The sequence below is a fragment of the Nostoc sp. 106C genome (genome assembly GCF_002154725.1).
Classification (GTDB): domain Bacteria; phylum Cyanobacteriota; class Cyanobacteriia; order Cyanobacteriales; family Nostocaceae; genus Aulosira.
Window position 1 is genome coordinate 53,682 of sequence record NZ_MTAW01000169.1, and the last position, 13,096, is coordinate 66,777.

The window sequence follows — 13,096 nt, forward strand, 5'->3', positions numbered from 1 at the left end:
CAGCAGTCAGTCTGTTAATTGATTGGCTAGAGTCACCCATTGGAATACGCTGAGGTCTTCAGCGCGTACTTGGGGATTTATCTCTAATTGTTCCAGTAAGTGGGTCAGGCGATCGCGTTCTACTACTGGTTGTAAATTATTTCGTAACATTTTTCGCTTCGCCCCAAATCCTAGCTTCACCAAATTCTCCAATTTTCGCGGATCAATTGCTGGTGTTTCTATCTGTCGAGGACGCAACCTAACTACTGCTGAATCGACTTTTGGTGCTGGATGAAATGCACTTGCTGGGACTGTACAAATTAACTCACATTCTGCCAGATATTGCACCCTAACACTCAACGCTCCAAAAGTTTTGGAACTCGGTTTAGCATACAACCTTTCTGCTACTTCTTTTTGCACTAATAATACTATTGAATCAAATGGTTGAGGATTGGGATTAGCAATCGTACCTAAGAGTTTTTCGATTATCGGCCCTGTAATGTTATAGGGGATATTAGCAACTACTTTATTTTGGTTTTGGAAATTAGGAAATGCTGCCAAATTTCCTGGTAAATCTAAAGTCAAAAAGTCTCCTTGCAGCAAGAGAAAATTTTCTCTTTTACCTAATTGCTTTGCCAATAATGCACACAAATCGCGGTCGATTTCTACAGCAACTAACGATTCCACTAAAGGTAATAAACGACGAGTTAGAATACCCGTTCCCGGGCCAATCTCCAGAAGGCGATCGCTCCCTTGACACTCCGCCGCCTTCACAATTGCGTCTAGAGCCTTCTCACTTTTGAGCCAATGCTGAGCAAAGACCTTGCGCGGTCGCACCATCTATTTTTCCCTCTCTATATACTTTCTAGCGTTTAACAAAAAATCCATTTCTTATTTTTTTCTTACTTTTTACTACCCTTTTTTGTCTCATTTTCCTGGTTTGGCTATTGACTTTTGCGTCTAAATGTGTTTGTAACTGTCTAAATATGGAAACCTGGCAGCGCGGGTTTTGATAGACTTACATTCGCCATAAGATGCCAGAAAATCAGACTTTAACCATTTTCTATGAAGATGTGAATAAAGTGAAATTTAGGCGATCGCTTATTATAACTTGATATTAATTAAGAGAATTTTTAAACGCAGAGGGACGCGAAGGTAGCGCAGAGTAACGCCAAGATTTTTGGATTTAATTTCTCATTCCTCTCTGCGCCTTTGCGGCTCTGCGTGAGAAAAAACTTTTACCGAAATCACCCTTGATACCGCTGTATATATGTATGGTATTTTTAGAAAATCTGAGATAAACACTTAACCCACCATGCCAGAAACACCTTCAGATAGCATTTGGATTGTCACCGATGACACCCCTCAAATTTCCATTCCTGACGGTACAAAAGGCGGTATTACTAGAGGAGGTGACTGGAGAGAAGAAACAAGAGAAACTACGAGTAGTAAAGGGGCTGGAGATGCAGTGAGAGTTAGCGCCCAAAAATTAGAGCAAGAAATGTCTCACTTTCTGCAAGTAGTAGGACGCTTATTCAGCCGTGCAGAACAGCAAGCTAAAGTTAACTCCGGAATGCAGCTAGAAGAAATTGAACTCTCAGTAGAAATTAGCGGTGAAGGCGAAGTAAAGTTAATTGGCAGTGGTGCTAAAGCTAGCGGTAAAGGAGCAATTAAGCTGACCTTCAAACGACAAGAAGCAAAATGAGATGGTGAAAAATTGGGCGATGCCTTCGGCAACCCGAAACGGGAACGCGATCGGCATTAACCGATATGATTTTCTGCAACCGCTAAAATATGCCCAGCGGGATGCACAGTTAATACAGGAGTTTCTCCACAATGAAGCAGGGTTTGAGCGCATATACTTTTTCAGTGATGACTCCCCTGATATTGCGGGAAAATCGACTCGCCCAAACCGCACTAACTTACTGCGAATCTTGCGCCATTTATTTGAAATTTTCTTCTTAGGTGCAGGAGATAACTTTTGGTTCTTCTTTAGTGGTCATGGCATACGCCACAATGACCGCGATTATCTCATGCCCTGCGATGGCGATCCAGAGGATATTGAAAACACCGCAATTGCGATTAACTTTGTCACAGAACGCTTGCGTCGCTGTGGTGCTGATAACGTTGTCTTGATTTTAGACGCTTGTCGCAGTCTTGCTCAAAAAGGTGGCGAAGGAATTGAACGACAAACCGCCGAACAAGCGCGTCAACAAGGAGTTATCAGCATTTTTTCTTGTAGTCCCCAGGAATATTCTTATGAAATTGAGGCGTTACAACAAGGTGCTTTTACCACTGCGCTACTGGAAGGGTTAGGAATTCAAGGTCAATGCGCCACTGTAATCTAATACTCAGATTTCTAGGAAGGGAACATCTACAAAATCTACATCACCACAGCTACCATCGCTGATCTTACCGCGACGGCGTTTCATTCAAATTGTTGGGTTAGTAGGGGCTGGGGTTGGTTCCGTCATTGTTGGAGGACGTTTGTTATTTGGTTCAAAAGACAATTCTCAACCATCAACACCCAGTACAGGTAAACAACCTACAACACCAGCCAGTTCTGTTACCCAGTTTCCCACCTCGCAAAATCGCTTACAAAGTTTTCCATTTGATGTAGTTACGGTGGATGCAAAGGGAAAACCCGCTAACCCCAGTAAGGGTGAGGCGAAATACTTTGTTGAAGACTTGGGGAATGGTGTCACTTTGGACATGGTACAGATACTAGATTTGACTTCGTATCCAACCGGAAATAAGCTACAACAGAATCATATAATTGAAAGAAAATGCGATCGCCCAACTTCAAAGCCGCCGTAGCTCTTGGTTTGAAAAATGCGTTACCAACATTTTTTTCAAAAACAGGTGATTTTCTCAATCTTTTTCTCAGAACACACTGTGCTGAAAACCTTACCCACAACGGATTTAAAATCGCTAAACTAAATTTATAGCGAACTTGGTAAAAATCAACCTATGAAAAACGGGGGTGTAGAGGAACAAAGGCAGAAAAAGCGAAACTTTTAATATTAGTAAAAAAGAAAAGTGAACAATAATTAATGAAACCTAGCGTCGAGCAACTCGAAGCATTTTTTGATTTTTGCGTTCGCACTAGCAATTTATTCCGTGACATAACCCTGGTGAGATTTGATGAAAGAAGCAACCGAATCGTGATTTTGATAGGTGAATCTATCCAAATTGAAATTCTGAGTAATGGAGAGAAAATAATACAATGAGCGACTATTTAAGTCTTAGCGAAGTCGAACTAAGAAAATACGTAATTGCACACCCTGACGATGAAGATGCATTTCAGCACTATTTGGAAATTGTTAGAGCCAAACCAGGACGTATAGTAGTCAAGACTACAGAACAATTAATAGAGGAAATAAAAAAGAGAATGGCATCATAACCAAAAATCAACAATTACATCTGCTCTCTTATCCAAGCACGAAAGGCTCTCATCGTCGCATTTCTCCCCTCAGTTTTACTCTGCATTAAGTATTCAGGAATAACTTGATAAATAGGTAAATTAGGAAAAATAGCACTAGCTGTAGATGCTACATATTTACCATTAATCAAAATGTTAATTTCTAGCCTATTTCCCTTCCAACGCCATAATTCCGGCACACCTAATACTTCATAATTATTAAACCGAGTGCGAGAGGTAATATCAATTTCAATTGCCAAATCTGGAGGCGGGTCAACACTTAAATCAATTCTATCCTTACCGCGAACAGCCGCTTCATTTTGAATGTAGAAACAATCATCAGGTTCTACCCCAGCATCCATTTTTTCTTGGTCAAAAGTAGTAGAACCTAAACTCCAAAATTCTATATCGAGTTCTTCTAGTAAGATTTCTACCAAATTTCCAATAATTTTTTTGCTTACCTCATGCTCTGGTAATGGAGCCATGATTTCTAACATTCCTTGACTGTAAGATATGCGAGAACTGCGATTTTCACCCAATTCTGCCAAAATATTTTTGTATGCCGACCAGGATATATTTTTAATCAATAACTGATGACCGACAGGTACAATTAGTTGGTTGAGTTTAAGTAACATAACTTGCCTCGCTTCTACAGTTCACCTAACTAGTACCAACTCAATCATATTGTATCTCATGTCAGAAGCATTATTGCGATCGCGCCGTTTCACTGACTTTGATCTGAGTAACAGGAATCTCAATTACAAATTCTGCACCTTGTTCTGGTATCGAGTTACAAGATAATTTACCGCTATGTTTATCTACTACAATTTGGTAACTAATTGATAACCCTAATCCAGTTCCTTTACCCACATCTTTGGTAGTAAAGAAAGGGTCAAATAATTTAGATCGGATTGCTAGAGGGATTCCCTTACCGTTATCTGAAATTCGGATAGCTACGCGATTCCTATTGATAACTTCTGTACAAATGCGAATCTGTGGATTTGTCATTTGCTCAAAGTTATTTACTAATGACTCTTCTAAAGCATCGATAGCATTACTTAAAATATTCATAAACACCTGATTTAATTGACCGGGGTAGCAATCAATCAGGGGAAGTTTAGCATATTCTTTAATTACCAAAATTTCTGGATGATCTGGTTTAGCTTTCAGACGGTTATGTAAAATCATCAAAGTACTATCAAGGCCTTCATGGATATCTACCTGCTTAAATTCAGCTTCATCCAAACGTGAGAAATTGCGGAGTGATAAAACGATTTCACGAATGCGTTGAGTACCTATGCGCATAGATTGGAGAAGTTTTACTAGGTCTTCTTTGAGAAATTCAAGGTCAATATCTGCAATTTCTAGTTGAATTTCTTCTGGAGGATCGGGGTAGTGTTGTTGATAGAGTTCTACCAGTCGTAACAAGTCTTTAGTGTATTCACTGGCAGGAATCAGATTACCGTGAATGAAATTGACTGGATTGTTAATTTCATGGGCAACACCTGCAACCATATTACCTATTGAGGACATTTTTTCACTGTGGATCAGTTGAGTTTGGGTGCGTTGTAGTTCGCGCAGGGTTGCTTCCAAGTTTTGCGCTTGTTGTTGTAATTGAATTTCCGCTTGTTTGCGTTCAGTAATGTCAGTTGATACACCCAAAATTTGCTTGATATTTCCGCCATCAGTGCGGTTGAAAGGCGTTTCTCGACTGTAGAGCCAGCACCACTCGCCATTGGCTTGTCTTACTCGAAATTCAAACTCAAAAATATCACCATCTTTGGCGGTAAGAAATTTTTCATAGTGACATTTGACTGTTTCCCAATCATCTGGATGCATAATAGTGGGAATCAGATGTTCTCCCATCTGGTTAATTTCTGCATTAGAGTAACCGAGAAGAGTGACAATTTCTTTATTTGCGTAAACATTGCGTTGTTCTTCTAAATCGAAGATGTAGAGGATATTAGGAGAGGAATCGGCAATGCGTTGAATGAAGTGTTGACTAGCTTGGAGCGCTTCTTCTGCGTGTTTACGCTCAGTAATATTAAACGTTGTTCCCACAAGTCGATAAATTCGACCTTCGCTATTTCTCAAAAGATTGATTGTGGTAAACCACCAAGTTTCTTTACCATAAAAGCTTAGGCACTCTTCGTATTTGATAGCAAAACCTTGATCTATGCAGCTTTGATATCGTTGATTAATTGCTGCACCTTGAACAGTACCAAACACCTCCTCTGGAGTCTTACCTATCACCTGTGCGTTACTAAATCCTGTTGCTTTTTCTGTAGGTGAATTCCAGCCAGCAAACCGAAGTTCACCATTTTCCAGAACGTTAACCACAAATATGAGTTGATCAACACCATCATAAATACTACGTAAGAACTGCTCTTGTTCTTGCAATTGATCTGCTGCTTGTTTGCGTTCGCTAATATCACGAGTAATCGTTGCCAAACACAAAGGCTCACCAGTATCAGGACTCTTAATCATGAACATATTGAAGTCAACTGGGATTGGTGCTTCAGTTTGAAAGTGTCGGAAACGATATTCTCCCTGCCATAAACCACGTTCTATAACAGCAGGTAAAATGTGCTGCCGCATATATTCTCTGTCTTCTGGTAAGATGCAATCAATAATCCTGAAGTTTTCTACTGCTGCTAAATTATCAATACCAATTAGCTTGAGTCCAGCTTCATTAATAAACATTGGTTTTCCTTCTAAGCTGGCAAAACCAATGAAGTCACTGCTGTTTTCAATCAGAGAAACAAATCTTTGCCGTTCTTGTTCAGCTTGCTTGCGTTCTGTGATGTCAGTCGCCGTTACAACCAACTGAGAAATTCGTGAGGTGCTATCTAAAAGAGGTGTGATATTTAATAGCCACCAAGTTTCCTGTTCATGAGCATAGAAAAACTCCTCATAGAATATACTCTTGCCCAAATTGATGCATTCACGGTAGTGTTGGCGATAGTAATGTGCCATCTCAGCAGGTAGGGCCTCTGCCATTGTTTTTCCCAAGAAAGGTTCAAGGGGAATTGGACTATTTCTGAGCATGGCTGGATTGAATTTAACGTAACGAAACTCTGCGCCATTATCTAAAACATCTAAAACAAAAATGCCATAGTCTACACCTTCCCAAATGCTTTGCAAAAACTGTGCCTGCTCTTGCAGTTGTTGCTGTACTTGTTGGCGTTGGCGTAGCTCGTCGTAGACATCGCTAATATCAAATAAGCAACCATACCAGAGAATTTCTCCTTCTGGCTGGCGCTCTGGTCGGGAGAATGCCTTAAGCCATTTCTGCTGACCGGAGGAAGTGATCATCCGCCATTCGCTTTCATAGTTTTGTAGAGTTTGGGCGGAGCGAGCAGTTGCTTGTTGCACTTCTACAAGATCATCAGGGTGAACAAGGCTAAATACTAACGAGGCATCTTCTGTTATTTGTTCTGGCTCTAATCCCAGAATTTCTCTAGATCTCGAAGAAGCATAAGGAAAAGAAATTGTGCCATCAGGTGTCAGCCGAAATTCATAAAGCATCCCTGGTACATTATCTGCTAATCGTTGCAACCTGGCTTCGCTACGGCGCAGATCTGCTGTACGTTCCTCAATTCTGGCTTCTAATTCTTCATTGAGTTGTTTGAGTTCTTCTTCTATCTGCTTGCGGTCAGTGATGTTCAATAGTACACCACAGAAGATAATTTCTCCTTGGTCGTTTCGCATAGGAGTTGAGTCTCCTTGCCACCACACAATTTCTCCGTTAGGTTTAATCAACCGTCCTTCATAGTGCCAAGGAATGGAATTTTTCAAAACCTCTACTACCGAGGCAACATAGTCTTCAATGTCTTCTGGATGCACGCGAGCAACAAAGCTATTGAAGTCCTGTATCATATCTGCTGCCGTAATTCCTGCCAGTTCCCAGATAAAGTCGCTGATATAATCAACTCTCCAAACATCATTACGGTTGGTGAACTGAAAAATTGCGCCTGGTACGTTAGCGGCAATATCCCTTAACAGCTTTTCGCTGTTGATTAATGCTATTTCTGCCTGTTTGCGATTAGTTATCGCTTCGGTAACGATGATGATGCCACCAACTATACCAGAGTCTTCGTACCAAGGATGTATCTCCCACTTCAACCATTCGGTTGTCCCGTTTGCGCGAGTAAAGGCATCTTCTGCGGATTTCTCAATAGCACCTGCTAAACAACGTTGGTGAATTTCTCGCCAATGCTGGGGAATCTCAGGGAATATTTCATAATGAGAGCGACCAATAATATCCTCATCGCTCAAGCTATAATCTTCTCGCCAGCGCCGACTAGCTGCGAGGTAGCACATCTGACGGTCAAATACAGCGATCGCAGCTGGTGTGTATTCTATAAACAAGCGCATCTGCTGTAGGCTATTTAAGCAGCGATTAGACTCCACTATCTGACGAAGTTCTATCAGCTCTTGTTGAAGAGATTCGTAAGTATTTTTATCTACAGAGATGAGATTGCAAGCCATAGTTTTGTTACTTGCCAGCTAGGAAAATAAAGGCAACTTCAACATTTATTGTTCCCAATTTAATTAAGCAAACAACATTATGCCTAGCATTAAAATCTCATTCCCATTGTCTAGTTTTAAGACAGCATCTCACCCAATTGATGCTGAATGAGTAATGCTTTGAGTGTGGCATTTTCAGCCTTCAGAGCCTGAGTTTCAGCTTCCAATTCACTGATTCTTGCTTTCAATGCTTCCTTGGTTGTACCTTGTCTGTGAATTACAACTTCTCGATAAATTGCTAAATTTGCATCTTCGTTCATCCATCTTTGATATGTCTTGGTATGTTCTTGCACTGTATGTCCCATGTAATCGGCCATCGTTTTAATGGGAACTTGCAGTCGATGCCCACGGATGGCATAAGCATGACGTAATTCATAAGGTCTAAAACCCAGATTAGTAACTCTAAATCTGATATAAAGTTTTGCCGTTTTATTACTTAGTTTCCCTTCATTGTAGGGAAATTTCACATTTTTTAAATCAAACAATTCCACCCAATGGGGATGTAATGGCGGAATCCCACAACTGCGTTCACCAGTTTTAGTCCCATCTGTCAAACTAGGATTTAGGTTTACTACATGAAAAGTATTTTGGGGATTAGTAAAAGCTTCTATATCTACAGCAAATAATTCATGAGGCCTTAAGCCATACGTGGCTAACATCCCATATGCCCATTGCCATTGTTCAGGTTGTGTCAAATTATCTTTACTAGCATATGCTGATAAAGGCAGCCCAATTTTAGTAAAACTTTGGATAATTTCTGCATCTGATGGGACTTTGCGAATTGTTGGATAAGGCTTAGGAGTGGCATAAGCATCAATTGTTTTTAAGCCATTAATACCGCAAAATTCGCAAAACTTTTTTAGTTGCCATACTAAGAAAAACCGCCCAGATGTATTAGGTTTAGTTCTTTCTAATGCTTTTTCTATAGCATATAAAGACATTGGTACATCTTGAGGTAGTTTTTTCAAATGCCTTATATAATGAGTTTCCCAAGTACGTATGCCTTGTCTGTTCTGCTCATGAGTTTTCCAAAACTCCCGCTGATAATCTTCAATCCATTCACTGATGAGTTTGGTAGAATTTTCCTGCTCTGGAAAAAATATTTTTTGAGCTTGTTTTCCTAGTAACTCTGGTGTCCACCGGAATTGTTTTGTCATCAATAACAAATCTAATTCTCGTGCTTTTACTACTGCTGTTTTTACACCTACATCATTAGCAGCAAACCCAAACGAAATGGTATACTGCTTACTTGGACTACCATTTTTTCCTACATCACCAGGTTTACAGGGAAAAGTCCCTTGTAAACCAATAGTTTTAGCACTAGTTAGCTTAAGTTTTACCTTCACTCTCTCCAAACTTAATGCCGAGTTAGCTTGTCTAATAGCATGTTTTATCCTGAGATATTCGCGCTCTATCTTCACACCTTCGTATGATGCGGAAGATTTGGCTTTCCATTGTTTCCATTTGGATGGCTCCCATTGGTCAATTCCAACACCATCCCATTCAGCATTACGGAGGTCGTAGTTACTGGATTCATTGCTAGACATAAGCTTTTTTGGCTATTTCTAAATTCAATGGCATAGAGTGAAGTGCTGTGATGGTTTTGAAGATAGCCAATCACAGCCCGAAAGTAAAGCTTTGCAAAGTCCGTAGTTAAGGCTGGATAGACTGACTCAAAATTGACAGTTTTATACGGGATAGTTACCAAAAACAGTGTAATTAATAGAACAACCCAACAACTCCAAAGCGATGAGTAACATGATGAACATAACTAGAAGATATCTCTTACCCTTTATTGTTGTGGCGATCGCTACTACTATCAGCAGCTGTAGTTCTAACCCCACCTCTCGTCAGGATACTATTAGCGACGCACCAGCGCCAACGACAACATCTAACAGTGCATCATCCCCATCCCCCAGCCAAAGCCCTAGTATGGCTCAACTGAGGGCTAAATCAGACGCTATTGAGACACCCTCGCCTCAAGCATCCCCTAGAGAAACTACACCTGCCACAAAGTCATCCTCACCCAAAAAATCTCCTACAGCAAGTGCACCTGCTACAACTTCTCAAGTTGGCGCTGGCAAAACTACCAATGTCACCCTATACACAAGTGACGCTCAATGTCAACAACTGATTGCCCAAAAAGTTCCAGTATCGGCAGATGAACCTGTAAACGGTGCGGTGAGTAAAATTTTAGAGCAAAGGGATTCAGGCGACTTTAACTTATCGAGTTATCGAGTTAACGTTAAAAATGGGGTTGCTACCGTTGATTTACGAGTAGCTCCTAACTCGAAACGGCAATTAGCTTCTCTTTCTAGTTGTGAACAGTTTGCCCTATTTGGTAGTCTCCGTAAAACATTGACGAGTAATTCTCAATGGAAAATCAAAGATGTGCGCTTTACTGAGCGAGGTCAGGAAATAGTGCTTTAGTTAATTATGTTTATTTGCCTTAAATAATCAATGACCAAGCTAACTATTTCCATCTTTACCCTGTGTATTAGTCAAAAGCCATTGCTCAACCAATTCTGTCATGATGTCGCTCATTTGTCGCTCCTGAGAAGCAGCTGTTGCTTTAAGTTTTCGATGCAATTGCTTAGGCAGATAGATAGTTGTACGAATATATTCTGGATCGGTACTTTTGCTGAGGGAAGTAGGTAGAGCTTCAGTTGGCTGTGGGTTGTCTCGTTGTTGACGACTGCGAGCAGCATCAATTAGGTCATCAAAACGGCTAGTTTTTTTCTTGTTATTCAAAGTAAACTTCTCCATATTGAATTTATAGACAATTAGCAGTTATAGAAAAGACAGATTTAAACCACATCTATTTTGAGAACCATAGCTTTAAAAGTAGTGGGAGCATCTTGCTCTCTGCTCTTCGTGGCGGGCTTTTCGTCCCGCACTACTCCAGGTTTCAAAATGGACAAGGTTTAATTGGTGAGCAATGCCCACCCTACTACAAAATTATTAATTTACAACGAAAGATTGAGTCTAAACATGATTATGTTTTCATTTTGAATTTTCTAAGATTTCTTTTCCAGCCTCAGCGTAACAGCGCCATGCAATTTGGGCGTAAGAATCTTTGACAGCATTGACTGGTACTCCTTCTAAAGCGGCTCGTTGGAATACAGCCAACCGTCGAATTCCAGATTTAAATACAGGTAAACCTGCTTTTAACAAAGCTGCTCTAGCATCTTCTCCTGCTTTATTAGGATTTGGCGGAATCAGAGTTAACAAAATACGATAATTAGTCTTAAATTGCTTAAGTGCTTCCACCATTTGCATTGTTGCAGCTAAAGCGATCGCATCAGGAGTAGTAGGTATTACTAGCAAATCGCATCCCTGAGCAATCGTTTTTAGTTCATCTGGATCTGGTCTAGCTGGCGTATCAATCACAATATGTTCGTAGAGTTTTGCCAGAACTATTCCTTGCTTTTCATCAGCAACTTTGAATGGTAAACAACCTCGGTTAGACCAATCCAAAGCACTACGGTTGAGGTCGCCGTCCACTAGCAGTGTATCAGCTGTGTTCTGAAGATATGTAGCAAGGTGTAGCGCTGTAGTTGATTTGCCAACACCCCCCTTAAACGCCGCCACAGTAATAATCATTTTGGATTTACAAGCAAATAATCCCAAGATTCTACTCTATATCTAAACATCTGGACATTTAGTAAATATCTAAACATCTACAAATTTAAATGTCTAAATATCTAGATGTTTTATAATCAAATATTAAGTATACATATGCTTAAAATACAAATAGTTAATATACGTAGTTTTTTCAGTAAGTTATAGAGCAATCAAGAAAAAATACACTAAGTAATAAACTAAACAGTTTAGTTTGTAATTTAAACGACCTTCACACTTCCTCTTTCACAGGCAATAAAATCGTAAATTCAGTTCCTTGATTGAGTGTGGAATTAACCTTAATCGCCCCACCATGCTTTTCCACGACAATTTGATGAGCGATCGCTAATCCCAATCCAGTACCCTTACCAAGTTCCTTCGTAGTGAACATACAGTCAAAAATCCGCTGTCTCACCTCGTCTGACATCCCAAGGCCATTATCTGCAATCCGAATGATGACAAAATCCGGCTCTAGCATTTCCGTAGAAACCTCGATGAAAAGGGAATTGTCTACTCGCTTTCCCTGTTGCCAAGCTTCTTCTAACGCATCAATGGCATTAGCCATGATATTCATAAACACTTGATTGAGTTGTCCCGGATAGCATTCAACCTTTGGTAAACGAGAGTATTGTCTGATAACTTTAATTTCCGGTCGCTGTCCCAAACTTTTCAGGCGGTGTCGCAAAATTAACAGAGTACTGTCCAGTCCTTGATGAATATCAACTTCAAGCTTGACAGCTGTATCGGTGCGGGCAAAGTTTCGCAGCGACACAGAAATCTCTTTGATGCGCTCCGTGCTTAACTGCATAGAATTGAGGAGGTTTGGCAAATCTTCGAGAATGAACTCCAGATCTGTTTGAGCGATCGCCTCTTGAATAGCTTCTGGCAATCGGTCGTAATATTGCTGACATAATTGTAGGATGTTAGTGATATCGGCAACATACTCTTTAGCCGGAATCGTATTACTGATGATGCAGCTAATGGGATTATTCATTTCATGGGCAACCCCTGCCATTAGTTGACCGAGCATTGAGAGCTTTTCTTGCTGTACCAGTTGCACTTGTGCCTTGGCTAACTCCGCTGTTCGTTCTGCTACTCGCTGTTCTAAGCGATCGCTTAGTTGCTTGAGTTGTAAATGTGATCGCACTCTAGCAATTACTTCTGCTTGTTCAAAAGGTTTAGGAATGTAATCAACGGCACCTAACGAGAATCCTTTCACCTTATTTTCAGTATCCGTCAGCGCTGTCATAAAAATGATCGGGATTGTTTGCGTTAAGGGATCGGCTTTGAGTTTCTGGCACGTCTCAAACCCATCGATTCCAGGCATTTGTACATCTAAAAGAATCAGAGCAGGTGGTTTATGCTGCACCAATTCAATCGCACTTTCGCCATCTTCGGCAACTCGAACCGCAAAACCTGCACCTTTTAAAGCTTGTGATAGCACTGACAAATTAGTTGAATTGTCATCAACAATCAAAACAAAATCAGAGTCTTTCATCGGTTTAAATTATAAATATTGTTATTTATCAAATAAATTCAAAAACC

The 13,096-nt window shown here is 40.4% G+C and carries 12 protein-coding genes; 5 read left to right on the forward strand and 7 right to left on the reverse strand.

Annotation, left to right across the window (positions count from 1 at the left end; genetic code table 11):
* Window positions 1–6: 6 nt before the first annotated feature.
* The gene (gene rsmA, locus BV375_RS25600) at window positions 7–819 is read right to left on the reverse strand and encodes a 16S rRNA (adenine(1518)-N(6)/adenine(1519)-N(6))-dimethyltransferase RsmA (RefSeq protein WP_086765692.1); all 813 of its coding nucleotides are present in this window, start codon (window positions 817–819) and stop codon (window positions 7–9) included.
* Window positions 820–1,294: 475 nt separating this feature from the next.
* On the opposite strand from rsmA, the gene BV375_RS25605 reads away from it, so the two are divergent.
* From BV375_RS25605 to BV375_RS37180, 4 genes are all read left to right on the forward strand, one after another.
* A complete protein-coding gene (locus tag BV375_RS25605) occupies window positions 1,295–1,684 on the forward strand; it encodes a hypothetical protein (RefSeq protein ID WP_086765694.1) in 390 nt (129 codons plus the stop codon).
* A 1-nt stretch (window position 1,685) separates the two neighbouring features.
* Window positions 1,686–2,327 (forward strand): caspase family protein, encoded by a 642-nt coding sequence (locus tag BV375_RS25610; protein WP_086765695.1) that lies wholly within the window; start codon window positions 1,686–1,688, stop codon window positions 2,325–2,327.
* Window positions 2,328–2,466: 139 nt separating this feature from the next.
* Complete coding sequence (locus BV375_RS37770; RefSeq protein WP_086765697.1) at window positions 2,467–2,796, forward strand: hypothetical protein; 330 nt, start codon at window positions 2,467–2,469, stop codon at window positions 2,794–2,796.
* Window positions 2,797–3,205: 409 nt separating this feature from the next.
* Complete coding sequence (locus BV375_RS37180; RefSeq protein ID WP_166507528.1) at window positions 3,206–3,382, forward strand: hypothetical protein; 177 nt, start codon at window positions 3,206–3,208, stop codon at window positions 3,380–3,382.
* Between the two features lie 14 nt (window positions 3,383–3,396).
* Here BV375_RS37180 and BV375_RS25620 read toward each other — a convergent pair whose 3' ends face one another.
* From BV375_RS25620 to BV375_RS25630, 3 genes are all read right to left on the reverse strand, one after another.
* Window positions 3,397–4,035, reverse strand: a complete 639-nt coding sequence (locus BV375_RS25620) for a Uma2 family endonuclease (protein WP_086765699.1) — start codon at window positions 4,033–4,035, stop codon at window positions 3,397–3,399.
* A 70-nt stretch (window positions 4,036–4,105) separates the two neighbouring features.
* The gene (locus tag BV375_RS25625) at window positions 4,106–7,891 is read right to left on the reverse strand and encodes a PAS domain S-box protein (RefSeq protein WP_086765702.1); all 3,786 of its coding nucleotides are present in this window, start codon (window positions 7,889–7,891) and stop codon (window positions 4,106–4,108) included.
* 116 nt (window positions 7,892–8,007) lie between these two features.
* Complete coding sequence (locus BV375_RS25630) at window positions 8,008–9,477, reverse strand: integrase (RefSeq protein WP_086765704.1); 1,470 nt, start codon at window positions 9,475–9,477, stop codon at window positions 8,008–8,010.
* 202 nt (window positions 9,478–9,679) lie between these two features.
* Here BV375_RS25630 and BV375_RS25635 point away from each other — a divergent pair, with 202 nt between their 5' ends.
* Window positions 9,680–10,360, forward strand: coding sequence for a GerMN domain-containing protein (locus BV375_RS25635; protein ID WP_086765706.1), 681 nt, complete (start codon window positions 9,680–9,682; stop codon window positions 10,358–10,360).
* Window positions 10,361–10,399: 39 nt separating this feature from the next.
* Here BV375_RS25635 and BV375_RS25640 read toward each other — a convergent pair whose 3' ends face one another.
* From BV375_RS25640 to BV375_RS25650, 3 genes are all read right to left on the reverse strand, one after another.
* A complete protein-coding gene (locus BV375_RS25640; protein ID WP_086765778.1) occupies window positions 10,400–10,681 on the reverse strand; it encodes a CopG family transcriptional regulator in 282 nt (93 codons plus the stop codon).
* 252 nt (window positions 10,682–10,933) lie between these two features.
* Window positions 10,934–11,533 (reverse strand): ParA family protein, encoded by a 600-nt coding sequence (locus BV375_RS25645; protein WP_086765708.1) that lies wholly within the window; start codon window positions 11,531–11,533, stop codon window positions 10,934–10,936.
* 250 nt (window positions 11,534–11,783) lie between these two features.
* Complete coding sequence (locus BV375_RS25650) at window positions 11,784–13,049, reverse strand: response regulator (protein WP_086765710.1); 1,266 nt, start codon at window positions 13,047–13,049, stop codon at window positions 11,784–11,786.
* Window positions 13,050–13,096: the final 47 nt, after the last annotated feature.